The organism is Pseudoalteromonas sp. SiA1 (assembly GCF_018732205.1).
GTDB classification, from domain to species: domain Bacteria; phylum Pseudomonadota; class Gammaproteobacteria; order Enterobacterales; family Alteromonadaceae; genus Pseudoalteromonas; species Pseudoalteromonas tetraodonis.
Genome location: NZ_CP076084.1, coordinates 1,335,349 through 1,361,677 on the forward strand (window position 1 = coordinate 1,335,349; position 26,329 = coordinate 1,361,677).

22 protein-coding genes are annotated in these 26,329 nt (G+C 40.2%); 5 read left to right on the plus strand and 17 right to left on the minus strand.

Annotated elements, in window-relative coordinates; translation table 11 throughout:
• Positions 1-3: 3 nt before the first annotated feature.
• Complete coding sequence (locus tag KK487_RS06240; RefSeq protein WP_013464657.1) at positions 4-636, minus strand: trimeric intracellular cation channel family protein; 633 nt, start codon at positions 634-636, stop codon at positions 4-6.
• Positions 637-766: 130 nt separating this feature from the next.
• Entirely contained in the window at positions 767-2,056 is a 1,290-nt protein-coding gene (locus KK487_RS06245) for an amidohydrolase (RefSeq protein ID WP_058154440.1), read from the minus strand.
• A gap of 324 nt (positions 2,057-2,380) precedes the next feature.
• On the opposite strand from KK487_RS06245, the gene KK487_RS06250 reads away from it, so the two are divergent.
• Entirely contained in the window at positions 2,381-3,439 is a 1,059-nt protein-coding gene (locus KK487_RS06250; protein WP_128583390.1) for a hypothetical protein, read from the plus strand.
• A 64-nt stretch (positions 3,440-3,503) separates the two neighbouring features.
• Positions 3,504-4,568, plus strand: coding sequence for a hypothetical protein (locus KK487_RS06255; RefSeq protein WP_058154442.1), 1,065 nt, complete (start codon positions 3,504-3,506; stop codon positions 4,566-4,568).
• A 48-nt stretch (positions 4,569-4,616) separates the two neighbouring features.
• On the opposite strand, the gene ttcA is transcribed toward KK487_RS06255, so the two are convergent.
• The 12 genes from ttcA to ccoN all read right to left on the minus strand — a co-directional run bounded on the left by ttcA (position 4,617) and on the right by ccoN (position 16,034).
• Positions 4,617-5,531, minus strand: a complete 915-nt coding sequence (gene ttcA / locus KK487_RS06260) for a tRNA 2-thiocytidine(32) synthetase TtcA (protein ID WP_058154443.1) — start codon at positions 5,529-5,531, stop codon at positions 4,617-4,619.
• Between the two features lie 92 nt (positions 5,532-5,623).
• Positions 5,624-6,550, minus strand: a complete 927-nt coding sequence (gene uspE, locus KK487_RS06265) for a universal stress protein UspE (RefSeq protein WP_128583391.1) — start codon at positions 6,548-6,550, stop codon at positions 5,624-5,626.
• A 159-nt stretch (positions 6,551-6,709) separates the two neighbouring features.
• Positions 6,710-7,864, minus strand: coding sequence for a right-handed parallel beta-helix repeat-containing protein (locus KK487_RS06270; protein WP_128583524.1), 1,155 nt, complete (start codon positions 7,862-7,864; stop codon positions 6,710-6,712).
• Positions 7,865-8,060: 196 nt separating this feature from the next.
• On the minus strand, positions 8,061-8,798 hold the full coding sequence (locus KK487_RS06275; RefSeq protein ID WP_013464664.1) for an FNR family transcription factor: 738 nt from the start codon (positions 8,796-8,798) through the stop codon (positions 8,061-8,063).
• 42 nt (positions 8,799-8,840) lie between these two features.
• Complete coding sequence (locus KK487_RS06280) at positions 8,841-9,512, minus strand: sulfite exporter TauE/SafE family protein (RefSeq protein WP_024601376.1); 672 nt, start codon at positions 9,510-9,512, stop codon at positions 8,841-8,843.
• Positions 9,505-9,672: a cbb3-type cytochrome oxidase assembly protein CcoS gene (gene ccoS / locus KK487_RS06285; protein ID WP_008109812.1), complete on the minus strand. Its 168-nt coding sequence runs from the start codon at positions 9,670-9,672 to the stop codon at positions 9,505-9,507. Before ccoS ends, KK487_RS06280 begins: the two co-directional genes overlap by 8 nt.
• On the minus strand, positions 9,669-12,041 hold the full coding sequence (locus tag KK487_RS06290; RefSeq protein ID WP_215522048.1) for a heavy metal translocating P-type ATPase: 2,373 nt from the start codon (positions 12,039-12,041) through the stop codon (positions 9,669-9,671). Before KK487_RS06290 ends, ccoS begins: the two co-directional genes overlap by 4 nt.
• 8 nt (positions 12,042-12,049) lie before the next feature.
• Positions 12,050-12,541, minus strand: a complete 492-nt coding sequence (locus tag KK487_RS06295) for a FixH family protein (protein WP_013464667.1) — start codon at positions 12,539-12,541, stop codon at positions 12,050-12,052.
• A gap of 149 nt (positions 12,542-12,690) precedes the next feature.
• Positions 12,691-13,725 (minus strand): cytochrome-c oxidase, cbb3-type subunit III, encoded by a 1,035-nt coding sequence (gene ccoP, locus KK487_RS06300; RefSeq protein ID WP_013464668.1) that lies wholly within the window; start codon positions 13,723-13,725, stop codon positions 12,691-12,693.
• Positions 13,722-13,907 carry a cbb3-type cytochrome oxidase subunit 3 gene (locus KK487_RS06305; protein ID WP_010389598.1) on the minus strand — a complete coding sequence of 62 codons (186 nt, stop codon included), beginning with the start codon at positions 13,905-13,907 and terminating at the stop codon, positions 13,722-13,724. The genes ccoP and KK487_RS06305 overlap by 4 nt, the downstream gene beginning before the upstream one ends.
• Positions 13,908-13,913: 6 nt before the next feature.
• Positions 13,914-14,588, minus strand: coding sequence for a cytochrome-c oxidase, cbb3-type subunit II (gene ccoO, locus KK487_RS06310; RefSeq protein WP_013464669.1), 675 nt, complete (start codon positions 14,586-14,588; stop codon positions 13,914-13,916).
• Between the two features lie 12 nt (positions 14,589-14,600).
• Entirely contained in the window at positions 14,601-16,034 is a 1,434-nt protein-coding gene (ccoN, locus tag KK487_RS06315) for a cytochrome-c oxidase, cbb3-type subunit I (protein ID WP_013464670.1), read from the minus strand.
• Positions 16,035-16,371: 337 nt separating this feature from the next.
• On the opposite strand from ccoN, the gene KK487_RS06320 reads away from it, so the two are divergent.
• The 3 genes from KK487_RS06320 to KK487_RS06330 all read left to right on the plus strand — a co-directional run bounded on the left by KK487_RS06320 (position 16,372) and on the right by KK487_RS06330 (position 21,718).
• Complete coding sequence (locus tag KK487_RS06320) at positions 16,372-16,800, plus strand: hypothetical protein (RefSeq protein ID WP_013464671.1); 429 nt, start codon at positions 16,372-16,374, stop codon at positions 16,798-16,800.
• 755 nt (positions 16,801-17,555) lie between these two features.
• Positions 17,556-20,243, plus strand: coding sequence for a TonB-dependent receptor plug domain-containing protein (locus KK487_RS06325; RefSeq protein ID WP_215522049.1), 2,688 nt, complete (start codon positions 17,556-17,558; stop codon positions 20,241-20,243).
• A 107-nt stretch (positions 20,244-20,350) separates the two neighbouring features.
• Positions 20,351-21,718, plus strand: coding sequence for a hypothetical protein (locus tag KK487_RS06330; RefSeq protein ID WP_013464673.1), 1,368 nt, complete (start codon positions 20,351-20,353; stop codon positions 21,716-21,718).
• A gap of 23 nt (positions 21,719-21,741) precedes the next feature.
• On the opposite strand, the gene KK487_RS06335 is transcribed toward KK487_RS06330, so the two are convergent.
• The 3 genes from KK487_RS06335 to mfd are packed head-to-tail and all read right to left on the minus strand — an operon-like array spanning position 21,742 to position 26,322.
• Positions 21,742-21,996 (minus strand): hypothetical protein, encoded by a 255-nt coding sequence (locus tag KK487_RS06335; RefSeq protein WP_013464674.1) that lies wholly within the window; start codon positions 21,994-21,996, stop codon positions 21,742-21,744.
• A 16-nt stretch (positions 21,997-22,012) separates the two neighbouring features.
• Positions 22,013-22,849 carry a peptidoglycan binding protein CsiV gene (locus tag KK487_RS06340; protein WP_033102694.1) on the minus strand — a complete coding sequence of 279 codons (837 nt, stop codon included), beginning with the start codon at positions 22,847-22,849 and terminating at the stop codon, positions 22,013-22,015.
• Positions 22,849-26,322, minus strand: coding sequence for a transcription-repair coupling factor (gene mfd, locus KK487_RS06345; RefSeq protein WP_013464676.1), 3,474 nt, complete (start codon positions 26,320-26,322; stop codon positions 22,849-22,851). The genes KK487_RS06340 and mfd overlap by 1 nt, the downstream gene beginning before the upstream one ends.
• Positions 26,323-26,329: the final 7 nt, after the last annotated feature.

A 26,329-nucleotide genomic window follows, 5' to 3' on the forward strand; every position in this document is an offset into this window, starting at 1 on the left:
ATACTAATCGTTTATTTTTGGTGTTCTTTTTCTAAATAGATTGGGCTGCCAGCCAAAATGGAGCGCGCCCAATCTTAAAAAAACACTGACCAACAGCGAACCAAGAATGCACCATAAATAAGGGGCTTCTAATAAAAATAGCGCGGCATAGGTCAAGCCTCCTGCAAAACAGGCGGTGGAGTAGAGCTCTTCTCGCATCACCAACGGCACTTCTCGACAGATCACGTCGCGTATTAAGCCACCAAATATCCCCGTAGTCATGCCCATTGTAAGTGCAACCATCATGGTGGTGCCTTCAATTAATGCTTTTTCGATACCGACCACATTAAAGATAGCCATACCAATTGCATCAACCAACAACATGTAATAGTTAGACACATCGGGTAAGTGGCGAATAAACATAACAGTGACAAAAATAGCGCCATAGGTGACATATAAAAAATCGGGGTTGGCTATCCAAAAAACGGGTTGGTTAAGAAGTATGTCTCTGAGCGTGCCACCGCCAAGCGCAGTGACTGAGCCAACAACCACCACTCCAAATCCGCCAATATCTTTATCATGGCCTAATAACGCACCTGAAATTGCAAAAAAAGCCACACCAATTAGGCTTAAAAAATTAAAATATTCTGCTGTCATTAAGGTGTCCTTACCTGATTGAGAATTTATATAATTAAAGGTAAGCGAAAGGGGATTTATATTAGCTGAATAACACTCTCTAATAAAACAAGCACAAGGTTATTACCCCTGTGCTTGTTACGTTGAGTTGTTATTGTAAGTAGTCAACAACCAGTTGAGATAATGACTCTACGCCGAGTTGTAAGGCGCTTTCGTCAACATAAAACTGAGGTGAATGATTACTTGCTGCCGTTTTAGCGTTTTGATCTTTTGGAGTGACGCCTAAAAAGTAGAACAGCCCAGGGGTTTCAAGCGCATAGTAACTAAAGTCTTCTGCGCCGGTAATTAAATCGGTGGTAATAATATTGTCAGCACCAGCAATACGGGCAAGCGTTGGGGTCATTTTTTGGGTGAGTGCTACATTGTTTACTGTGACAGGGTAGCCGTGATCTATATGCACATCGGCTTTAGCACCAGCGGATTCGGCAACCAGCTCAGCGGTTTTAGCTAAACGTTTTTTAATATCGGCGCGCATAGTTTGATCAAAGGTTCTAATGGTACCAATCAGCTCTACATTATCAGGGATTATATTTGAGCGTATGCCGCCATTAATTGCGCCAAACGAAATGACTGAAGGTGCTTTAGTTACATCAACTTGGCGAGAGGCGATTGTTTGAGTTGCCATAATAATTTGTGATGAAGCAACAATTGGGTCTACGCCATTCCATGGACGTGAACCATGTGTTTGACGCCCCGTTACGTTAATTGTGAAAGAATCTTCACTGGCCATTAGTGGCCCTTCACGAAAGCCAATTTGCCCTGTATTGAGTGAGCTCGTGACATGTAAACCAAACACGGCCTCAGGCTTTTGCTTAAATAAGCCTTCTTTTAACATCAGCTCAGCGCCACCTTCTTCGCCCTCGGGGGCACCTTCTTCAGCCGGTTGAAATACAAACAGTACTTCGCCCGCTAACTGATCTTTTATTTTTACCAGTGACTCTGCCACGGCCATTAAAATAGCAACATGAGTGTCGTGCCCGCAGGCATGCATAACGCCTACTTCATTGCCACGATAGGTTGATGTTTGTTTAGAGGCAAAGGGTAAATCAACTTGTTCGGTAACCGGTAAAGCATCCATATCAGCACGCAATGCGATTAGAGGGCCTTTTTTACCGCCACTTAATTTAGCCACAACACCGGTATGCGCAACACCAGTTTGCACTTCAAGACCTAGTGATTTTAAATGTTGAGTAATGTACTTGGCGGTTTCAAATTCGCGATTACTCAGCTCTGGATATTGATGTAAGTGACGACGCCATGTAATGACTTTTTCACTCACACTTTGTGTTGCTTGTTCAAGTTGGGTGTTAACACTCGCGGCAAAACTAGGGGCGGAAATGGCGGTTAATAAAAAGCCACCACATATTATTTTTTTTATCATTATGATTCCTCGGTTGTTCGTATGTAACTAACTTACGCTATTACGCTGATAAAAAGTAGTGCCGTGCGATAGTTAACAAAAAAGCTCACGGTGTTTTCAATGGCGGTTTATAAAGCCCATAAACTGTTCCAAATAGCACAATAGTTTAGCGCTTTTGTCGTATTTTAACGCAGATATTTAGCCTTAACAGTGAAAATGATAACAAAATGTTGCATTTTTTAACTTTGTTCCCAATACTGGTCAATGCGTTGCTTTTACCATGCACCGACAACAGCGTGTAACAAGCTAAGCATAATAAAAATATTGAATCAGTTAAGGATTAATATGAACAACACACACATATTTAAACGCGTCTCTTTATTTGCAGCAGCATTAAGCCTGCTAATGAGTTTTTCTGCGCTCAGTAAAGAGTATAAGGTAATTTTAATTCATGGTTTGCAGGTATCACAACTTACCAATAGAGCAGCCAGTGATGTGGTAAACGATGGACAAAGCTATTGGCAGTCTTATTGGGTGAACCGCGCAGACGAGCGCATCGATTGGCCTGCATATGAACGAATAGAAGGAAAAATCACCACCGATTGGATATGGCCTAAACTACAGCAAATTTCTCGCTCAAATCTATGCGAGCCAGGCTGTGTATTTGTGACTCATTCAACCGGTGACTTAGTTGCCCGATATATTATAGATAACCAAGAAAACTGGCTTGCAAATGCCGGATTACAGCCGCTTAATATTATTGCCACCTTTGATTTAGCCGGTGCTGGTGGCGGCAGTGAATTGGCCGACTTAGCGGTGAGTACATTAACAGGCGCATCGTGGAATTTTGCTGTAGATGCCGCGCTAACGTGGTGGTTAGGCAGTGAAGTTAATGAGGCGGTAGGCGTATTGCACGATTTAAAAGTAAATAATGCACGCAGAATTGCGCCATTACCTGATGCACGCACACCTCGTTTACGTTTTGTAGCCGATGGTAATGCTTACTTAGGTTTAACGGCTGGATTTTTACGCGGTAATGACGACTCGGTGGTGGCTACTCACTCATCATGTGGTGCAAGCTCGGTAAACTCATTTGGTAGCTGTAGCACCAATATTGACACTAATGGGCGTTTAAAATCGCAAGGTGATGCTGTTAATAGTTTTATGCCATATCATTATCCATTAATGATGACTAACAGTTACAGTCATAATGAGATTCAACAAGCGCAGCGCCAAGGAAATGTAACGATTGCGATGAATAACATTACGGTAGCTGACGACACGCTAGGGTTTGAAACCGTAGATGAAACCATAGGTAGTTGGTTTTGGAAGAAACAATATCGTTATGTAAAAGACTCAGATAATTTGAGTGCATCGGCACTTATATATAATGTGATCCCGTGATATAAGCATACTTAAAACATCGTGTAGTATACGTACTACACGTTTTATATAGGATAACTAACCGATGAAAAAGTCCTACGTGATTGGCTTTGTTATCAGCATGGGCCTACTTATGTGGTTTTTAATTGATGAGGGTCATGCAAGTTACCCCCTAAAACAAGCCCCTCTCAATGATAAAAAGCCGATATCGACACCTCCAGCTCAGCAGCGCACGCTAAGCCAACCTGTGACAAAGGCAACAACAAAAACCAGCTCAGTAACTCAGTCAGCATTTGATGAAGACTTAGCCAAAGCGGCATCGGCGGTGGCACAACAGTATCAACAAAGTTTGGCGTTTCCGCCTTATTCACAACCATTAACGGTATATGATGAGGACAGACTTAAGCCAAATCAGTTCTTTCCTGTTAGCAGCCCAGTGGGTGAGCAAGGAGGGGAGTTAACAGTGAGCTTGTCTCAATATCGGTATGTGTATCCACAAGCTATAGAGCTAACCGTAAGCGCCCCAAATTTAGGTAAGGCGGTAGTAACACTCAGTAATACAGACACCAAAAAGTCGCTAAAAACGCAAAGTGGTGTGGCTCGTCAAAATGAGCTGGCAATGACATTTAAAGGTGAAGAAGACTATCCACGTAATTTACAATTATTAGTTGAAGCCGATATCGCGGGTAAAATAGTCCCGGTGGTGGCACAAATACATTATATGCCGCCTAGTGCAACCTTAACTGGTTTTGAAAACGCCTATCCACGTAATGAAAACATGATAGTACCGGCCAATTTAACAGTTATAAAAAGTGGCTTATACCGTTTAAGAGCTAACTTATACAGTGGAACTTCGCCATTAGCACATTTAGTTGCTAAAGCACGTTTAAATGAGGGCAGTCAGCAAATTGACTTTAAAGCGCATTGGTCTGTTTTGCCCAAGCAAACGAATGACTTACGGTTAAGCGATTTTGTTGTTGAGCGTATGTCGCCAAGCCCAGGTGAGCTTAACAGTTTTGGTGAAAGTGAAATTAGCGAGTTTACTATTGATGATTTTGCTTACGACAGCTTACAACAGTTGCCTTATCAGGCAAACAAACAAGAAATGCAGAGTTTAGAGTTTTTACAAGGATTAGCTGCTGGTCAGTAGCAGCATAGAACAAAGTGAAGGGTTTGCATTACTGCAAACCCTTAAAAATTAACTTAAATTAATGGTAACCACGTCGGCTTGGTTTGTTTCATCTTGTTCATGATTAACTGGCACTTTTGGAATATCTGGTTTATCGAGCGCGATATCGCCCCCATCAATAACGTCACCCGTTTGCAAGTTGGTAAAATCAAATAATTGATTATCAGCTAAGTGTGAAGGCACAACGTTTTGCATGGCGGTGAAAATACTCTCTATACGGCCCGGGTGCTCTTTATTCCATTGCTCCAGCATATTTTTAGTGTGTTTACGCTGTAAGTTTTCTTGTGAGCCACATAAATTACACGGAATAATAGGGTAGCCTTGGCTGAACGCATATTTGCTTATATCGGCTTCTTTACAATATGCCAGTGGGCGAATAACCATATGCTCACCGTTATCGCTCATTAGTTTAGCCGGCATACTTTTTAGTTTTCCGCCATAAAACATATTTAAAAACAAGGTTTCTATCATATCATCGCGGTGATGACCCAGTGCAATTTTAGTCGCACCTAACTCTTTAGCCGTGCGATATAAAATACCACGGCGCAAGCGAGAGCAAAGCGAGCAGGTTGTTTTACCCTCAGGAATAATATCAGTAACAATACTGTAGGTATCTTCTTCTACAATTTTGTATTCAATATTTAAATTATCAAGATACTCAGGAAGCACATGCTCAGGAAAACCAGGTTGTTTTTGGTCGAGATTTACTGCAAATAAATCAAACTTGATAGGTGCAACACGTTGTAAATGTTGCAACATGTCGAGCATAGTGTAACTGTCTTTGCCACCCGATAAGCACACCATAATACGGTCACCTTCTTCAATCATGTTAAAGTCCATGACAGCTTGACCTGTGAGGCGGCGTAAACGCTTTTGAAGCTTATTTAAGTTGTATTGAGCTTTGGCTTGAGCAGAATGAGACACTACGCCCCCTTGTAAATAGTACGGCAAAATTAATTGCTAAAAATAAAGGGGCGTATTATATGCCATATGTAATATGGGAGCTACTGCAAACGCTAACTTTCTGCAAGCGGGCTTACGTACCCATCAGGTTTAAGTGCAAGTACATCACAATCAAGGCTGTCAATAACATGCTCAGCAGTGTTGCCTACTAAGGCAGCGCTTAAGCCAGTCCGTCCCACAGTGCCAATAACCACTAATTCGCTGTTTAAGCGTTTTGCAACATCCGGTATCACATCTTCTGGCAATCCCTCTTCAATAAAGCATTGATCAGAGGTTAGGTTAAACTCATTAGCGAGTTCATTGGTTGATTCAATATGATGTTTTTTAACTGATTCGTTATATAACCCTGGGTTAAACTCAGGGATCTCTATGGCTATATTAACCGGTGTAGCAGGGTATGCATTGACTAAGTTAAGTTTAGCATTAGCCAGTTCACATAAAAATTGTGCATCTTTAATTATGCGTTTATTAAGTGACAGGTGCTGAGCGTTTTCACTGACTGCATTAACAGCCGCTAAAATATTCCCATGTGCTGGCCACGCCATATCTTTTACAAATAATACAGGGGTTGGGCATTTTCTGACTAAGTGCCAGTCTGTTGGCGTGAAAATAACCGCTTTAAGCGCACCATGCTGATGAGTACCTTTGATCACTAGGTCATATTTATCATTAATAACGGTATTAATAATGGCTTCGTAAGGGCGGTTATGCCAAATGACTTGGGTATTAATATTAATGTTTTGATAAGGAGAGACAAGATCTTTTAACCATAGTTCGCGATCTTTTAACACCGCTTTACGCATTGCTTCACGTTCATCACCAGAGAGCATAGTAGTCATTTCGTAAGAGAAATCGTACACCGTCATAAAGGCGGTAATGCTAGCCCCTGATTTTTTGGCTAAATCTATTGAACGCGCGAGGGCATTTTGATCGTCTTTAGTTGGGTCAATAACCGCGATAATACGTTTAATCGTTTCCATTGTGCTACTCCATTCACTTAACAGTTATACCTTGAGTGTAACGCAAATACACAACAGTTAAAGGGGTAGCACTAATATTCTTGTTCTATATCAAGAAATAAAGCTTCTCTAATTTTGAAACCCTTATCCTGCATGAACGTGTGTAGAGCTTTACAAAATTTAATTATTTTCAGGCTTTATTAAAGTGTTGTCTTCCACAGTGAATCCACTCGTTTTTTTCACAAAGTCTACTTCAGGTAGTAAGTTATAAACATTATCTTTGATTGTAGAAAATAGATAACTTTTTCCGTCTCGAGTAAATAAATTAATAAGATCCCAGTATTTCTTTTCAGGATAAACAGTCATATCAATATCAATAAAATGGTTGTTATTGATATGAATGCCTCTTATAAAAATATCGTCGATGAGCTCATCAGGCACATCAGAAAGTATTCTAATTCCCCCTTTAGCACGTAAAACGGTGTTGTGAGTAAAATAAATATTTCCCCAATTAAAAGGCTCGGTCACACTCCTTGGTTTATTTGGGTAAGCATTGAGGATAAACTTATCACTGTCTATAAAAGTGTTAGCAATTATTTTAACATCCGAGTAATAGGTCAGCTCAATTGCAGTGCCTTTAGTTTTTTTAAAGGTATTATATTTTATTAAAGCTTTAGAAACAGGTTTTCTAGTGGCTAGTTTTAAGGAACCTTTCAGACCTTCAAATACATTGCTTTCAACAGTAATATCATGTGTACCACCATAGTTTCCACTCCATGGGTGAGTTGTGGTCACTTGGGTAACATTATTAAAATAATTATTACTAATTTTTACTCTGAAAGAGTTGATAGGGGCATTATATGATGAACGCTTTGAGGACGTTGCTCTTATAGCCGCATCGCCAAAATCAAAAAATTGATTATGTTTAATTGAAATATCTTCGGAGCCGGCAAAAAGGATACCTTGCTCACCCCAAACATAATTAATTTTGTCTGTGGTTAACCCTCTAAAAATAAAACCATTAATTTCTATGAAGCGTGAATTATAAAAGGATAAAATATACTCTCCTTCAAATTGGTCACACTTTTTTAGTATAACGCCAGTATTAGCTGTAATAACAATATTGTTAAGATTTCTAACAATAATAGCTGAGCAGATGTCATAAACTCCTGGCTTGTCTATTTTAAGCTCAGAATTTTCTGCAGTGTTTAAAATCAAGTCTTTTAGTGCTTCTGAGTCATCAATGCCGTCATCGGGGATCATTGAGCTCGATGCTTGGCTACTAAATAAAATACTTAAAGAAAGAGCGATAAATAGAAATAAAGATTTAGGCATAAGATTGTCCTTCTATGTAAGAGTTTAATAGGACGTAGTTGCTTTTATATTAAAAAATGAGCCAGACAATTCATTCATCGACTCTTAAAAGTGAATGGTTAATACCTCTACTCAAAGTGTTAGTAGAGATAGAGCATAATTGCAATAATTACGCTCCAATTCAGGGTAGGATTAATTTTAAAATGAGAAATGATTATTAACGAGGCTTAACAATCGCAGCCGTTTTGGCTAAAGCGTCATTATCTAAAATAGTAATAAATTTACCTTCTACTTTAATTAAGTCGGCTTTTTGAAAACGGCTTAATAAACGGCTGATAGTTTCTACGGTTAAACCTAAGTAGTTACCAATTTCGCCGCGAGTCATAGTAAATCTAAATTCTTTTCGTGAAAAACCACGCTCACCAAAACGCTCTGATAAGTTATAAATAAAGCTAGCAAGACGTTCTTCAGCTGACTTTTTATTCAGTAATAATAGCATTTCCTGATCGTAGGTTATTTCACTACTCATTAAACGCATTATTTGTTGGCGCAATTTAGGCAGTTTACCGGCTAGTTCGTCAAGAGTTTCAAAGGGAATTTCACATACCATTGAGGTTTCTAGTGCTTGAGAAAAACTTTGATGTTGCATTTTATTGATGGCGTCAAAGCCAACAAGGTCACCCGCTAAATGAAAGCCTGTAATTTGTTCATCGCCTTGCTCTGACAAGGTATACGATTTAAACGACCCCGAACGAACTGCATAAATTGCATTTAAAGGTGCGCCCGACTCAAATAAGTAGTCACCCTTGTGTAATGGTTTTTTTCGCTCAATGATCTCATCAAGTTTATCCATTTCTTGGCCATTTAAAGAAAATGGTAAACATAACTGGCTAATACTGCAGTTATTACAGCTAATGGCACAATTACCTTTAGCACGACTTTGAGAAAAATCCATAAGTTCAATCCGTTAAATTTCTATGCACAACATTTACCAATGTTAATGCACTAGCTTGTCTGTTGCAATGATCAGAAGGTAGATACCATACCAAATGATAACACTGCCTAATATTATTCGCGTCCAAGGGTGATTAAAAAGCGTATTGAGCTTTTGTGCAGCCACACCTAAGGTGATCATGGCAGGGAACGTCCCTAGGGCAAATGCCAGCATAACCAGAGCACCATTTATGGCAGTGCCACTGGTCATCGCCCATGTGAGCGCAGAATATACTAAGCCGCACGGTAACCAGCCCCATAGTGCGCCATAACCAAGCGCTTTTAATGGGGAATCAATGGGCATTAAATATTTATTAAGTTTAATTAAGTGCTGCCAAATGAGGGTTTTGCCGAGTTTTTCGAGCCATTGTAATGTCGCGGCTAAGCGCATGATATAAACGCCGACCAGTAACATAAACACGCCCGCTAAAAATGATAAAAACAGCGCAAAGGCCGAGTTTTGTGTGGCAAATTGACTACTAATACCGGCGACTAGGGCACCAGCAAGCATATAACTTAGCGCTCTGCCGCTATTATAGGCTAGAGAATACAACCAAGTTTGGCGCTTGTTACTGGCTAACTGTAATGAGCTGGCAATGCCGCCGCACATAGCAATGCAATGGCCACTGCCAATCAACCCCATTAAAAAAGCACTAACAAAAATCGGGTCAATCATTACTTTTATTATGTTGCTCTTTATCGTCTTCAAACAAAATACTGTGGCCTTGCTTGTTTAAATCAGAGAATTGCTCGCCTTTTACTGCCCAAAAAAACACGCCAATGGCAATTAGTACAAACAAGATAGCGATAGGAACTAAAATATAAATTATGCTCATAACTTTAATAGCCTTAGTGAATTACATATCACAATAATAGAGCTGGCAGACATACCAATTACCGCCATCCAAGGCGCAACTAAACCCATAGCAGCAAGCGGTAATATAGAGCCATTATATAATAAAGAAAGCGCTAGGTTTTGCTTAATTATACGCCGTGTTTGCTTAGCAATCGTCAACAAATGCTCAATAGAGGCTAAATCACTGTTAAGTAGCACAACATCGGCACTGTTTTTAGAGATATCAGCTCCTGTTTCCATGGCGATTGATAAATGGGCGCTGGCAAAGACTGGGCTGTCGTTTACGCCATCGCCAACCATAGCAACAACTTCGCCTTGGGTTGACCAATGATCAACGGCGTCTTGTTTATCTTTAGGACTACAACTGGCTTGTACTGAATCAAGCTTTAATTTTTTAGCCACCTTGGCACCGGCATCTGAGGCGTCACCTGTTAGCATATGACAACTTAGATTGGCAGCCTTTAACGAGTTAATGAGTTTATCGGCATCTGTTTTTACTTTATCAACAAAGTAAAAGCGTGCAACGGGTTGCTTGTTTATGTAAAGGGTAGCTTGCGCATTGGTTTTTTTGGTATCAAACCAGCCACTTTTACCAATGGCGTAATGCGTATTATCATATTGAGCACTGATCCCAACCCCTGGATGGAGTTGTACATCGTCAAATTTACGCTGACCTTTAAACTCTTTAAAGGCACTGGCAATAGGGTGCTCAGAATAGCTCTCAAGCTGTGCTGCAATATCAAGAATTTGTTCTTTGGTATAGCTATCACTGAGTATATCAACAACGTCGAGGCTAAATTTACCTTGCGTAAGCGTACCGGTTTTATCAAAAGCAACTAAAGTGAGTTTTGAGAGTGTTTCGAGCACATGTGCTTGCTTAATTAATATTCCTTTACGAGTTAAGGTAGCCACAGCACACGTTAACGCGGTGGGAATCGCCAAGCTCAATGCACATGGGCAAGTGGCCACTAACACCGATATAGTGATCCAAAAAGCAACATCGGGGTCAATTTGATACCAGCCAACGGCGGTTAGAGAGGCAAATACCAGTAATACGGCAACAAACCACTGCGCTACTTTGTCGGTAATTTCTACTAACCGTGGGCGTTTTGTCAGGGCATTATGTTGCAGGCGAATTATTTGATTTAGCAAGGTATTTTGGCCTAGCTTATTGATTTTTATTTCAATAATACCATCATGATTAACCGTGCCCGCATACACGTTATGATCAATATACTTTCGTACTGGCTGATGTTCGCCGGTCATCATCGACTCATCGACGCTGGTACTGCCTTTGACTAAGATGCCATCAGCAGGAATAGTTTCGCCTGCTTTTATTAAAACGATATCGTTAAGCTTGAGCTTTTTAGCGGCAATTATATGCTCATTACCGTGTTCATCGAGTGTGCGGGCAGTCAGTGGCAGTAGCTTTTGTAAGTTGGCTGTAAATTCACTGGCCTTTAAGCGCGCTCTAAATTCTAAGTATTTACCTAATAAGAGTAAAAAGGTAAACATACAAATAGATTCAAAGTAAACTTCACCGACTTCCATTACCGTGGCATAACAGCTGGCGCCATAGGCACCAAAAATCGCCAATGATACCGGTAAATCCATATTCAGTTGTTTTGCTTTTAAGCCGTTAATTGCATTACTTAAAAAGGGCAGGGCGCTGTATAAAATAACGGGCGTTGCAAGGATCAAGCTGATCCATCTAAAGTACTGTTCAAAATTACTGTCCATCCCAGAGAACATGCCAAAGTACATAGCAAAGGCAAACATCATCACTTGCATGGTCATTAAGCCTGCCACGCCGAGGCGGCGAATATAGGCTTTAGCTGTTTGTTGTTTTTGCTGGGCTTCTACATCTGATTGGAATGGATAGGCTTTGTAGCCTATTTCAGCCAGTGAGGTGATTAGCTCACTTAAAGGGGTTGCGCTTTTATCCCATTGGATCATAGCGCGATTAGTTGAGGTGTTTACATCAACGCGCTTTACCGATTTAAGGTTAAGTAATTGCTTTTCAATAAGCCAGGCACAGGCGGCGCAGGTAATGCCCTCAACACTGAGAAGCACCTCAGAGTTGTCGTTATGCGTACTGATAAACTCATCTTGAATATCTTCATTGTCATAGCTTTTAATAAAAGCGAGTTGTTCAGGGACGAGTTGCTCTACTTTACCGGCACTAACAGTGCGATATTTGTAGTAGTCGGTCATCCCTTGGTCAATGATATTTTGTGCAACAGCTTGGCAGCCAATGCAACACATTGGCTCAGCGGTATTGTCTATAACAACATGTGCACTAAATCCAGCAGGCACACTTTCAAGACAATGAAAGCAATTTTTAGACATACTAAATACTACTTATAGTTAGGAGTCACTAAAACGGTGGCGGTGGTTGGTAAACTAACGTTTTCTTTCATTTTCCAACTGTTATCAACGGGTTCAATAAATACTGAATATGCGCCTGGTGTATAGCTTTCTAATAATGCAGTGAACTCTTGATTAGCATTTGGGGTGAGGGTGGCCTCAAAATCGTGCGCTTTTATAGTACGGTGAAAAAACGACAATCTTAATGCGTGTATATTACTGGTATCGCCTTTGGTAAATTTAAAGCTTACACGCTCATCTGATACATTTAGGTCGCCATGTAAATACAACGCTTTTGCTTTATCAAACTTAACGAGTTCTAAGTTGATTGCTTTGCCTTTTTTATAGTAATCATCTACAACCATATCTGGGCCGTTACCAATGGCTGTAATAAATAAACTAATGCAGCCAATAATTGCAGCTAAAGGAAAGAAGATTAAAAACCAAGGCCAAAAATTTTTATACCACGGAGTCGGTTGCATAGTCGCTCTAAAATTAATTAATGTGCGGCTATATTATAATAAATAGAATGAAAAGACTAAAAAAAAGCCTCCGAGTGGAGGCTTTTTTGATCTGAATTAATCTACTGAAATAAAAAGATTAAAACTGAAACGTTTTGTTTACTTTATCGTTATTTATCTTGCGATAAGCTGTAAACGTAAGCAGTTAATAGGTGAATTTTATCTTCGCCTAAAATCTCTTTCCATGCAGGCATTACACCAGCACGGCCATGGTTAAGTGTTTCTTCAACAGCGCGTTGAGAACCACCGTATAACCAAATGTTATCAGTTAAGTTTGGTGCACCAAACGGTAGGTTATGGGCAACTGAACCTTTACCATCTGGACCATGACACGCGGCACACATAGCAAATTTTGCTTTACCTGCATCGGCATCTTTTTGGTTAACAGTACGACCAGATAGGCTAAGTACGTAAGCCGTCATTTCTTTAACGCCTTGCTCACCTAATGCATCACCCCAAGGTGGCATTGCTGCAACACGACCTAAAAGTAATGTTTCTCTGATCTTGTCAGGAGAACCACCGTACAACCAATCGTTGTCAGTAAGGTTAGGGAAGCCAGTACCACCACGAGCATCAGAGCCATGACATTGTGCACAGTTTTGTGAGAACAAACGTTGACCAATTTCAACAGCGAGTTGACCTTGCGTTTGCTCATGTTTAGTGCCGTTTTCTAGCGCAACTTGCTGTGCTGCATCACCAGCAAATTTAGACTCTACTAAATCTAGAACAGGTATTTGAGCCAATTCATTAAAAATAGGACCAAAACGTTCTTCAGCAGCGCGGTATTCAGCATCTAGCTTTACAAAACGGCCATCTTCTTTCGCTTCAATGACTGCTTCTTTCGATTCAGTTAAAGAGGTAATACCTTGGTTTGAGCTTGTCCATTTTGCTAAACCTTCCCAATTACCTAAACCTGGGTAGGCTGCTAAGTAATAAACAGACCACACAAACGTTGCGAAGAACATGTAAGTCCACCATTTCGGTAGTGGATTGTTTAATTCTTGAATGCCGTCAAACTCATGTCCACAGCTTTCACCTTCTTTTACGCCTACATAGTTTTTTAAGTTCCAAACTAGTAGACCAAAGATAATGATTAAGCATGCAAGGGTTAATACAATAACCCATATACTCCAAAAGCTAGTCATTTCTCAGACCCCTTTTCCTCGTTAGAGAGTGTATTGTTGTGTTTTTTTTCATCTTCAAATATGACATTAGCAGCGTCTTTAAAACGACTTTTACTACGCTTGCTATATGCCCATCCAACAATCACAATAAATAATACTAAAATTACCAGAGTCAAAATGCCTCTGTATGTCCCGTAGTCCATAATAATCTACTTCAAATGTGTGCCAAGTTGTTGCAAATAAGCGATAAGGGCTTGCATTTCTGTTGCACCTTTACCGTCATTCATTGCATCAACTTTAGCAATGTCAGCGATTAATTCCTCGTCACTGCCATAACCTAGACCCGGGTGTTTTGGGTTTTCTGGATTGATAGCAAACGTGTCACGGAAAATTTGTAGTTTTTTCAGAGTCAGACTTGTATCAAGCGTGTTCTCTGCTAACCAAGGGAAACCTGGCATATTAGACTCAGGAACCACGGCACGTGGATCCATTAAGTGCGCATAATGCCAATCATCTGAGTAACGTTTACCTACTCGTGCTAAGTCAGGGCCAGTACGTTTAGAACCCCAAAGGAAAGGGTGATCCCATACTGACTCGCCTGCTACAGAGTAGTGACCGTAACGCTCAACTTCATCACGAAATGGACGGATCATTTGAGAGTGACAGTTAGCACAACCTTCACGTACATAAATGTCGCGACCTTCAAACTCTAGTGCGTTTAACGGGCGTAACCCATCCACTGGCTTGGTTGTATCGTCTTGGAACATTAGCGGCGTAATTTCTACTAATGCACCGAAGCTGATTGCGAAAACAGTCAAGATGGCCATGAGGCCAATGTTTTTCTCGATAATTTCGTGTTTGTTTTGTGAATTTTTATTGCTCATTATCTAACTCCGTTATGCTAACTGCGCTTGTTCATCAAGTTCTAACGAGTTATTTTTCGCTGAAACTGTACGATAAACGTTATAAGCCATAACCAGCATACCTGTAACGATGAATACACCGCCTAAGAAACGCATAACATAGAAAGGATGAGAGGCTTCTAACGACTGTACAAAGCTGTACATTAATGTACCGTCAGAGTTAACTGCACGCCACATTAGACCTTGCATTACACCTGAAATCCACATTGCAACAATGTATAAAACAACACCCACTGTGTGTAACCAGAAGTGTGTATTGATTAATTTAATGCTGTACATACGACCTTGCGAGAATAACGCAGGGATAAGGTGGTAAATAGCACCGATAGAAATCATCGCAACCCAACCTAATGCACCTGAGTGAACGTGACCTACAGTCCAATCTGTGTAGTGCGATAACGCATTAACAGATTTAATTGCCATCATCGGGCCTTCAAACGTCGACATACCGTAGAAAGACAATGAAACCACTAAGAAACGTAAAACTGGGTCAGTACGTAGCTTATGCCATGCACCTGAGAGCGTCATAATACCGTTGATCATACCACCCCAAGACGGTACGAATAAGATAATAGACATCACCATACCTAAGCTTTGCGTCCAATCAGGAAGCGCAGTGTAGTGAAGGTGGTGAGGACCTGCCCAAATGTAAAGAGAGATAAGTGCCCAAAAGTGAACAACCGACAAACGGTATGAATAAACAGGGCGACCCGCTTGCTTTGGTACAAAGTAATACATCATACCCAAGAAACCCGCAGTTAGAAGGAAGCCTACTGCGTTGTGGCCATACCACCACTGAACCATTGCATCTACGGCACCTGCATAGATTGAATATGATTTAGTCAATGAGACTGGGACTGCCATGCTGTTAACAATATGTAGAACAGCAACGGTAATAATGAAACCAGCATAGAACCAGTTAGCTACATAAATATGCGCTACTTTGCGTTTTGCAATAGTGCCCATAAATACAATAGCGTAAGTTACCCAAACAACAGCAATTAAGATATCGATTGGCCACTCAAGTTCTGCATACTCTTTAGAACTTGAAATACCCATAGGTAGAGTAATTGCTGCTAGAACAATAACTAACTGCCAACCCCAAAAGGTAAAGGCGGCTAATTTGTCTGAAAGAAGGCGCGTTTGACATGTACGTTGTACGACGTAATAAGACGTCGCAAAAAGTGCACTTGTACCAAATGCGAAAATTACTGCGTTCGTGTGTAACGGACGAAGTCGAGAGTAAGTTAACCATGGTGTATCAAAGTTAAGAGCTGGCCAAGCTAATTGGGCAGCTATCAGAACCCCAATACCCATGCCAACGATGCCCCAAATCACTGTCATAATAGCGAATTGGCGTACAACTTTATAATTGTACTCAGTTTGTGATGCTACTGTTTGGCTCATTTTCTGGCTTCCGCTGCAATAAATGCGTTTAGAAATGAATTACCTACTTGTAAAAGTAGGACCTACTATTATTCCAAAGTATACTATCTAAAACCCACAATATGTGGTTGTTAAAGATAATAATCTCAAGAAATACTTGTTTTTTTTGCGGTTGAAATGATAAATTTTTTGGCCTTAAAAAGATAGGTCAATTGCGTAATAATATGACATCAATCAAACTTTATTAACTTGCTGTCTATTTTTTGAGGTGATTTGTACCTTACTTGCCCATTAAAGCCGATAATCAACCAACGTGCCCAAATGTTGGGCTAATACATTAGATACTTTGAGAACCTGCATGTATATATATAGAGTATGTTTACTTTCTTTTCTACTATTTTTACTAGGTTGTGACTTTTCTGGATCAACATCAACACCAAAAGTAAATCAATCACAAACAGAGTGTAAAAATAACAACCCGTGTATTTTTCCAAATCAAGTTAAAGTTTGGCTAAGCGAAGAAACCCTATCACCAGAGACACCGTTTTCAATTTACACTCAGTTACCGACTGGTGTAACAATAACTGCAGCTAAATTAGAAGGCGTTAGCATGTATATGGGTTACATTCCCGTACAATTTAAAAATCAGGGCAGCGTTTGGGTAGCTAATACTATGGTAGGGATTTGCTCAGAAAAAAACATGGTGTGGAAGCTTATTCTTACTACTGTCGATACAAACACTGGCATAAGTGAAAATGTTGAATATTTTTTTAACGTTACCTATTAAAGGCTTTCTACTCAGGCGTGGTTTTTAACTGCGCCATTCCCGTAAAATTATAGCGGCAAAGCCAAATGCCTCACATTTAATAGTTATCTGCAATTAAAGTCTATCTGATAAAATAACCATTCTTAATATAGCTTTTACATATCCATTTACCTTCCAAGTTTATAACTTAAGCTCTGCTTGGTTTACTTATTCAATTGTGCTCATACGTGCAATAAAGCACCCATATCATTTATATGTAGATTTATCTAATGGACCCACTTTGATAGCCGTTTTTAGTTTAATTGGCAGCCCGTCTTAAACCTTCAATACACATAAAATTTGCATGATTAAAACTTATAACAAAAAAATTCAGACTAAATAAACAATCTACTTGCATAAATATGGTTAGTAATTAACACCTAGTTTTACCGTTTTAATAACGAGCTGTGATTAACATGTTAATTTTCCTGTTTAGGGCACATTATTGTAATAATTACATTTGATTACAAACTCTACTTATTTGATTTCAGCTGTGTTTTTTATGTGATTGCTTGGTATTTAGTTTATGATTTTTAACTGTTTTTATTAATTAACAATGAAACATACTGTAACCTTTGTTCCTTTCGTGGGACGTCTTAATTTTCATTGATTGCACAGTGATCGTTCGTTAAGTTTTCGTTCAGTTAAAGGCGCCTAAGTTGCTCCCGCTCACTCAAAATTCTCATAAAAGTGAGCATTACCAATTTAGGTAAATTTTCAACAAGTAGGGTTCATCCATGAAAAAATCAACTCTTGGTTTAGCTGTAATTGCAGCGATCCCAATGTTCTCAAGTGTTCAGGTTTTAGCTGCAGACGAAGCAGCAAAGTCAATTGAAAAAATTCAAGTAACGGGTTCTCGTATTAAGCGTTCAGATATGGAAACTGCTAGCCCAGTTACACTTATCGGTGCCGATGAAATTAAAGCATCAGGTGCAACATCTGTAGATAGCGTATTACAACAAATGACGGCCACGGGTGGTGCAATGACAAACCCTGGCGTTAATAATGGCTCTGGCGGTGGTGCATCTATAGATTTACGTGGTTTAGGTTCACAGCGTACTTTAGTACTTGTTAATGGTCGTCGTATGATCAATTCAGGTACTGGTGCGGCTTCAACGGTTGATTTAAATACTATTCCAGTATCAATGATCAAACAAATTGAAGTACTTAAAGACGGTGCTTCTGCTGTATACGGCACAGATGCTGTAGCGGGTGTTGTAAATATTATCCTTAAAAATGACTTTGAAGGTTTAGATTTAAACGTCAACACAGCCATGACTTCAAAACATGATGCGTCAGAAACATCAATCGACTTTACCTTAGGTACAACATTTGACAAAGGTAATATGGTTTTTGGTATTCAATACACTGATCGTGGTGAAGCAAGTCAAGGTGATCGTGGTTTCTCATCATGTCCTTTATTTGAAGGCGAAAATGGACTTTTCTGTGGCGGTTCTTCATTCAGCGAAGGCGGCCATATTTACAATGTTAATACAGCTAATATCATCAACGATAAAGGTGAAATCGAGAAGCAGGGTGTTGCTGACGATGCTGGTTTAAGTGGCCTTGGCGGTAACTTACACCGCTATACCGATGAAAACGATGCATACAACTATGCGTCTAAAAGCTACCTATACACACCTATGGAACGCTTAAACATCACAGGTTTAGGTAATTATGAACTAAATGATGACACAATGCTTTTCAGCGAGTTTACCTATACTAAGCGCTGGTCAGAGCAAAAGTTAGCACCACAGCCTATCAACTTTGGCTTTAAATATACCGAAGATATGGGTGACAGCTTACTGTCACAAACTTATGATAAGCGACAAGTCGTTAACGGTGCATTTGTAAAAGATGCTAATGATAATTACGTTACAACACCGACTAATTACGCCTATGGTGATGAAATAAGCTACCGTCGTCGCATGGCTGAAAGTGGTACTCGTGACTTATCGCAAACAGTTGATACTGTTCGTGTTGTTGTGGGTGCTGAAGGTATTATTGGTGATTATTCATGGGATGCATCAGCAAACTTTGGTCGCAATGATTCTGTTGATAAAATGAGTAATCTGCACAACGTTTCTGCAATCACAGAAGACTTAGCTGCAGGTACATTTAAGCCTTTAAATGAGGCATCTTGGTCACAAGAAAACATTCAAGATTATATATACACAGAGCAAAACTCAGGTGGAAGCCAGTTATTTATTTTGGCAGCTTCATTATCTGGTGAAATGTTTGAGCTACCTGCAGGTTATGCTGCATTTGCAGCGGGTGTAGAGCGTCGCCAAGAAAAGGCATGGTATAATCCTGATTCAATTGCTGCTCAAGGTCTAGGTAACGATCCACGTGTAGATCCAACAAGTGGTGGGTTTGATGTGAATGAGGCTTATGTTGAGTTTGCATTACCCTTACTATCTGAGCTTCCATTTGCAGAATATGTTGAATTAAGTGCGGCAATCCGCGCGTTTGATTACAGCACTTTTGGTTCTGATGAAACATGGAAACTTGGTTTTACTTGGAAAGCAAATGATGAATTGATGTTCCGTGGCGTACGTTCAACCGCATTCCGTGCTCCAACGGTAGATGAGCTTTACTCAGGTAATGCGCCATCTTATGAGCAAGTAAAATACCCAGGTGCTGATAGCCAGGCAGAAGTAACTGTGGGCGGTAATCAAAATCTAACACCAGAAGAAGCTGATACTTTAACGTTTGGTGTGGTGTACGAACCACAATGGTTTGAAGGTTTCTCAATGACCGTAGATTACTACGACATTGAAATCGAAAATGCTATTTCAACATACAACAACCAATTCGTTGTTGATCAATGTATTGGTAATTCAAACAGCAGTTCAAACGAACTTTGTGCAAGCACAGGTGCAATTTTACAAGCTGATGGTCGAATTGTTTTCAATAATCAGCTTCGTAATATTGGTTCTGAAAAAACATCTGGCATTGACTTAAATCTGAAGTATTCATTTGATGCATTAGGCTTAAGCTGGAGAGCTGGCCTTGATACAACATATTTAGATGAATACGTTGTTGATACGGGTGCTGTTGTAGATTACGCTGGTTACATTACGGGTGGCGCTGGTAGTTACGCAGATATCAAATCAAACTTTAACTTAATAGTTAAAGGAGATAACTGGGATGCAACTTATGAAGCACGCTACATTGCTGGCCTAGATAGCTTCGCATGTATTGATGGTGAGACATGTTATGCACCTTCAACGCCTTCAGTTGTGTACCATGACATTAGTGGATCTTACTTAATTAATGATACAGTGACATTGTCTGCAGGTGTTAATAACTTATTTGATAAAGAGCCACCGTATTACTCAGGTAATAACGATTCAAACACTGACCCGTACACGTTTGATACGTTAGGTCGTCGTTTATTCGCTGGCGTAAACGTTAAGTTCTAATTTTAATTCATTAGAACTACTAAAAGGCCTAGTTTTTACTAGGCCTTTTTTGTTGAACAAAATTAAAGAGGCACGTAAACTCAGGTAGATAACCGAAGGAGGCATCATTGTTAAAGCAAGACGAAAATTTATCGTTTGTTATTGAACCGCAACTATCACCGCGTGCAGAGCAGCGTCTCGATCTTTATTTTTCTATCCCAAACGAAATGGGTATTAACGCGCAAACACTCAGCGAAGAGTCTTACTTTAATAACCAATTTAAATCTTTTGTAGCCTATAACGCGAATAACATTCATCTTCCATTGGTACGAAGCCGCTTTGTGAGTAAAAACAAAGGTGAGCAGCAAGATTACCGACAAAATTTAAATTTATATTGTTATCAAGTGCGTCTGGCAATTGATGCCGATATTAAAGATGCGTTAAAAATTCAAGAAAGCGATGAGTTTTATCAACGAGCCATGGAGCTCTGTGAACAAAGCCAAAGCCTACTTAGAAAACTCAGACGTTACACCCCAGATAACGAAAAGCTGATCCCGTTTTATACTAATGCTGATAACTACCTAAGCTGGCAAATTGAACAAACTTTTTTAAAGCTACTTGATGAAGGCCCGCGTAGTAGCGATCACGCTAAAGAACGAAACGACTTATTAAACTTTTGTAAGTCAGAGAGTGAGTATCGAGCAGAGCAGCAATATAATTCTGATTCAACACTTAAAGACGCCAACAGAATTACTAATAAGATGCGTTTACTCCAGCGTTTAATAGAGCATGGAGTGATTTTACAGCGCCAAACACGCTATCTTAATAGCTATTTAAAGCGGTTGGTAAAAGGCTCTGTAACAGCTGTTATAATGGCTTTTGTGATGGTGGTAATTCTCAATGCGCGTTCTACCTTTACTGAAATAACCGCTTCATTAATTCTAATTTTAGGGGTTATTTACGGGCTGAGAGAAATATTTAAAGAAGATATTACCCGTATTATTTGGCGTGCTATTGTGCGAGGGCGGCCAAAATGGCGCTTTATTTTTAAAAACAGTATCACAAAAGATAAAGTGGCGAGTCAGTTTATTTGGTTAGAGTACACCCGGTTTAAAAAAATCCCCAAAGAAGTGAGGAAAATTTTTTCTAAGCGTCGTCAGCAAAACAAACAGGCGGCGCAATGGCTGCATTTTGCTAGTGAAACTCGGGTAAGTGCTAAAGAATTTTTGCCAGGCTACGATAGCTTGCAGCAAACGCTGCAATTTAATCTCGCGCCGTTTGCACGTTATTTAAAAAAAGGGGAAGGGAAGCTCTATCATTTAGAAAACAATAAAATTTCTAAACAGGGAGTAGAAAGGCGCTATCAGTTAAACATGGTATTGGTTCTAACCGAACCGGATAAAACGCTCTATCAGCGTTACAAAATCACTTTAAACCGCAGTAAAATAGTCAACATAGAGCTTATTTACACCAGCGATGCAAAAAAAGAGGAATAACATACGTTATTCCTTTGTTGTCCTTATTTATCCGTTAGCCCTTTTTTGCTGTAAAGCGTTACTTTGTCTGATACCAGGGTAATTTCGATGTTTTTAGCGTCATCACCCCAAGTACAGCTAGTATGTAATGTTTTTTCTACACAGTTATCAGCACTGCCTAAAAGTGCTTCAACTTCTGTTTTGTCCATACCAATTTTAATTTTTTCGTAATTTTCCATGCTTACTTTTGAACAAGCAGCAAGACTCAGTGCTGCAGCAATTATTAGGAGCTTCTTCATTATTATTTTCCTACTGTTAATGGTTAAATTTTCGAATTTGTACAATCATACCCATACGAGGATGATCAAAGTAATGAATATCTTCGCTGAAAACGCGTCTAAATTGTGAAAAACGGGCTGATTCTAGCTCACCATTATCTTGCTTTTCACTAATATCGAAATCCGCATTAATGTATAAATAATGGCGTAAATGTATTTTCAATAAGCCATCTAACTCCCATTTCATGGTCGGAGACTGTGCTTCATTAAACAATGGCTCAGGAGTATCAAGTAAGCTAATAAAGTCGGAATTGGCGTAACTAAAACCGGTGTTCATATTGTTTTTTAATTGGTTGCCTGCAAATAAGTGCATACTAGGGGAGCGTGATTTACTTGCGCCTTCAAACCGCCAGCCGGTATGTAGTATAGGGGTGAGTCCTTTGCGGTCTAAAGCTTGGCGTTGTTGTTCAAACTGCAGTTGTTCAGGAGCGAGCAGGTAAGTTTGCTCCATCGTATCTTGTACTGGTGCTTGAGGGGTTACTGGCAGCACATCGTAACTTTTTACATAATCAATGCTGTCGTTACACGCTGCAGACTGTGGGTTTGAATTAACCAAAGTGTCAGCAAATGTACGTGTTTGAAAGCGTGGGTCACCGTTTATACACGCGTCCATTGCTTGGTTTTTATAAGCAGAGGCCAATAAATCTAAGGTGTTTTTATCTTCAATGGCGTCATGCTTTAAGCTAAAGTCTTCCTGTAAGTAAGGAGCAGGGTGCTGTTTAAATATTAACACCTCTACTTCAAACCAGCGCTCTGCAAATGCAGTACTGCTAAATAAGCAGCATAAAATAACCAGCGATTTTTTCAGCAACATTAATGGCTAACCTTTTTTTCGAAATCTGCAATCATAGCAGTGATCATTTTTAAGCGTTCACGGGCATTCGCCTCGCTAATGGCAAAGCGTAATTTATTTGCGCCATCCATTTTATAAATGTGTGGCGCACTTTGTATCAAACCAATAATGAAGCTAGGATTAACCTTGGTATTTTGACTAAACTCAAAGTAGCCTCCTTTCGGGTTAGCTTCTATTTTGGTTATGCCCAAATTGCTCGCCTGCATTTTTAGTTGTTGTAAGCTAAATAGGTTTTTAGCTGCATCGGGTAATAAACCAAAGCGATCTATCAATTCTACTTGCAGTTCATCAATATCAGCAAGGTTAGCACAACTTGCTACACGCTTGTACATACCTAAACGCGCGTTAACATCATGAATATAATCATCAGGTAACAAGGCAGGTAGCTTTAAATCAACTTCGGTTTGTTTTTGTAATAGATTTTCAAGGGTTGGCTCTTGACCATTTTTAAGCGCGTTAACAGCCTGTTCAAGCATTTCCATGTATAAATTAAAGCCAATGGTTTGCATTTGTCCAGATTGATCGTCTCCTAATAGCTCACCGGCACCACGAATTTCTAAATCGTGGGTTGCTAAGGCAAAGCCTGCGCCTAAATCTTCTAATGAGGCAATGGCATCTAAACGCTTTTTCGCATCTTTAGAGAGCGCTTTAGGGTTACCTGTGAGTAAATAAGCATAGGCTTGGTGATGACTTCTACCAACACGTCCGCGTAATTGATGCAGCTGAGCAAGACCGAGTTTATCGGCTCTGTCCATAATAATGGTATTTGCTGTGGGTACATCAATGCCGGTTTCAATAATCGTAGTACATACCAGTACATTGTATTTTTGGTGATAAAAATCGGTCATGATCTGCTCAAGCTCTTGCTCTCGCATTTGCCCGTGGGCTGAGGTAACTGTTGCCTCAGGCACCCATTCGCTAATTTCTTGAGCAACACGCTCAATGGTTTCTACATTGTTGTGTAAAAAGTACACCTGGCCGCCGCGTTTAATCTCACGCAGTACCGCTTCGCGAATAAGCTCTTCGTCGCGTTGGCGCACAAAAGTTTTAACAGCTAAGCGTTTAGCCGGTGGGGTAGCAATAATAGATAAATCGCGCATACCACTCATGGCCATATTTAAAGTACGGGGGATAGGGGTTGCGGTCAGGGTGAGTATGTCAACATCAGCTCTCAGGGCTTTAATTTTTTCTTTTTGGCGCACCCCAAATCGGTGTTCTTCATCAACAATTAACAGGCCTAAGTCTTTAAAATTGATGTCTTGTTGAATTAGTTTATGCGTGCCAATAACCACATCAAGCTTGCCATTACTCATCTTTTCAAGGGTTTCTTTTTGCTCTTTGGTCGAGTTAAACCGAGACAATACACCCACTTCAATTGGAAAATCAGCAAAGCGGTCTTTAAAGTTATCGTAGTGTTGTTGAGCAAGTAGGGTGGTAGGGACTAAAATAGCAACTTGCTTATTATCGTTAACCGCAACAAACGCTGCACGCATGGCTACTTCGGTTTTACCAAAGCCTACATCACCACAGACTAAGCGATCCATGGCTTGTTTTGATTGCATATCACCCAGTACAGCTTCAATAGCGTTACGTTGATCATCCGTTTCTTCAAACGGGAAGCTATCACTAAATTGACGATAAGCTTGGCCATCCAGCGTAAATTTATTACCCGGCTTTGCTTGGCGCTGAGCGTAGATATCGAGCAATTCAGCAGCGACATCGCGTACTTTTTCAGCGGCGCGTTTTTTTGCCTTATCCCACGCATCAGAGCCGAGCTTATGCAGTGGGGCACTGGCTTCTTCACCGCCAGAGTAACGGCTAAGCATATGAAGCGCTGATACCGGCACATAGAGCTTTGCTTCACCGGCATAAATAATGGTTACAAATTCAGTAACCACACCGGCAGCATCAATTGTTTGCAGTCCTTGATAACGGCCAACACCATGGTCAAGGTGCACAACCGGTTGGCCTTCTTTTAACTCTGCTAAGTTACGAATTAGCGCATCTTGGCTTGCTTCATACTTGTGCTTACGTCGTCTGCGTTGTGATACTTTAATTCCAAGCAATTCTTGCTCAGTAATAATGCTCAGGCTAGGTTTTGTGCTAAGCACGACACTTTGTTCAAGTGGGCTTACAATTAAACCAACGTCACTACTGCTGTTGGTAAATTGCTCAAAAGTATCAAATTCTTTAAATTTCAAGCCGCTGGGTTTTAATATACTCAGTAAAGATTCACGTCGACCATCCGACTCAACACTAATGACAACTCGGCCTTTTTTCTTTTTTTGCTCTGCCACATAGCTAATGAATGCGTTGTAAGGTTCATGTTGTTTATGATCAATGCGGACATTGGGTAATTCATTAACGGCAAGGTTTTTATTGCCCGCTTTAGTGCCCAATTTTGCTTGCGATAAACGAATACGGCCATAATTGCCCAGGTTTGAAAATAGCTCATTGATTGGCTGATACAATTCATCCGGCGGTAAAAGTGGGCGCAAGGGGTCCACACGGCGGTTTTCATAGCGTACATTAACATCGTGCCAAAAGTTATCCGCCGCATGTTCTAAATCGCCTAGCTGCATCACGGTTGTTGATTCAGGCAAATAGTCAAAAATAGTCGCCAAGCCATCAAAAAATAATGGCATGTAGTATTCAATACCTCCAGGCCAATTACCTTTACTAACTTGCATATAGACAGAGTCTTGCTCTGCGCTTGCGCCAAACTTTTCACGGTAGTTTATTCTAAAGCGTTCAATATCCGTGTCGTTAGTGGGGAACTCATGGGCAGGAAGTAACTCAATTTTTTCTACTTTTTCATCTGAGCGTTGTGTTTCCACATCAAATAAGCGAATGGTATCAAGCTCGTCATCAAAAAAATCGAGCCTAAATGGGTGTTTACTGCCCATCGGATATAAATCAACAATAGAGCCACGTATTGCATATTCGCCATGCTCCATAACTTGTTGCACGTGCATGTAACCCGCTTGCTCTAAGTTTTCACGCAAAGCGTGGGTGTCTAATCTATCGCCCACTTTAAAATTAAGCGTTGAACCGTATATAAACGAAGCTGGGGCCGTGCGCAGCATCAGCGTTGATACAGGCATAATGAGCACGCTTTGTTGCTCGTTTTTCAGGGTATTAAGCGTTGCTAAGCGCGCTGAAATAATATCTTGATGGGGAGAGAAATGATCATAAGGCAATGTCTCCCAATCCGGAAATATCATTACCGGATTATCAGGAAGCAAATACTCTAATTCGGTTTCAAGGCGCAAAGCACTTGGTGTATCTGGCGTAACTATTAACACTAAGTTATCTTGTTGTTTTACACCTTGTGCAATGGCAATGCTCAAGCCACTGCCTAAAAGCTCGCCCCATTGAATTTTATCTTTTTGAGATTTTACCCAAGGCAAGGCTGCCCATTGCTCAAACGCCATTAATTAC

Bases quoted from the DNA above. Each gene is read 5' to 3' on its own strand.
- ccoO (WP_013464669.1), bottom strand. From the start codon at position 14,588: ATGAGCAATAAAAATTCACAAAACAAACACGAAATTATCGAGAAAAAC.
- KK487_RS06255 (WP_058154442.1), top strand. From the start codon at position 3,504: ATGAAAAAGTCCTACGTGATTGGCTTTGTTATCAGCATGGGCCTACTT.
- KK487_RS06290 (WP_215522048.1), bottom strand. From the start codon at position 12,041: ATGTCTAAAAATTGCTTTCATTGTCTTGAAAGTGTGCCTGCTGGATTT.
- KK487_RS06245 (WP_058154440.1), bottom strand. From the start codon at position 2,056: ATGATAAAAAAAATAATATGTGGTGGCTTTTTATTAACCGCCATTTCC.
- KK487_RS06340 (WP_033102694.1), bottom strand. From the start codon at position 22,849: ATGTTGCTGAAAAAATCGCTGGTTATTTTATGCTGCTTATTTAGCAGT.
- mfd (WP_013464676.1), bottom strand. From the start codon at position 26,322: ATGGCGTTTGAGCAATGGGCAGCCTTGCCTTGGGTAAAATCTCAAAAA.
- ccoS (WP_008109812.1), bottom strand. From the start codon at position 9,672: ATGAGCATAATTTATATTTTAGTTCCTATCGCTATCTTGTTTGTACTA.
- KK487_RS06240 (WP_013464657.1), bottom strand. From the start codon at position 636: ATGACAGCAGAATATTTTAATTTTTTAAGCCTAATTGGTGTGGCTTTT.
- KK487_RS06305 (WP_010389598.1), bottom strand. From the start codon at position 13,907: ATGGACTACGGGACATACAGAGGCATTTTGACTCTGGTAATTTTAGTA.
- ccoN (WP_013464670.1), bottom strand. From the start codon at position 16,034: ATGAGCCAAACAGTAGCATCACAAACTGAGTACAATTATAAAGTTGTA.
- KK487_RS06320 (WP_013464671.1), top strand. From the start codon at position 16,372: ATGTATATATATAGAGTATGTTTACTTTCTTTTCTACTATTTTTACTA.
- KK487_RS06275 (WP_013464664.1), bottom strand. From the start codon at position 8,798: ATGGATTTTTCTCAAAGTCGTGCTAAAGGTAATTGTGCCATTAGCTGT.
- KK487_RS06250 (WP_128583390.1), top strand. From the start codon at position 2,381: ATGAACAACACACACATATTTAAACGCGTCTCTTTATTTGCAGCAGCA.
- KK487_RS06280 (WP_024601376.1), bottom strand. From the start codon at position 9,512: ATGATTGACCCGATTTTTGTTAGTGCTTTTTTAATGGGGTTGATTGGC.
- KK487_RS06295 (WP_013464667.1), bottom strand. From the start codon at position 12,541: ATGCAACCGACTCCGTGGTATAAAAATTTTTGGCCTTGGTTTTTAATC.
- KK487_RS06325 (WP_215522049.1), top strand. From the start codon at position 17,556: ATGAAAAAATCAACTCTTGGTTTAGCTGTAATTGCAGCGATCCCAATG.
- KK487_RS06335 (WP_013464674.1), bottom strand. From the start codon at position 21,996: ATGAAGAAGCTCCTAATAATTGCTGCAGCACTGAGTCTTGCTGCTTGT.
- KK487_RS06270 (WP_128583524.1), bottom strand. From the start codon at position 7,864: ATGCCTAAATCTTTATTTCTATTTATCGCTCTTTCTTTAAGTATTTTA.
- ccoP (WP_013464668.1), bottom strand. From the start codon at position 13,725: ATGACTAGCTTTTGGAGTATATGGGTTATTGTATTAACCCTTGCATGC.
- uspE (WP_128583391.1), bottom strand. From the start codon at position 6,550: ATGGAAACGATTAAACGTATTATCGCGGTTATTGACCCAACTAAAGAC.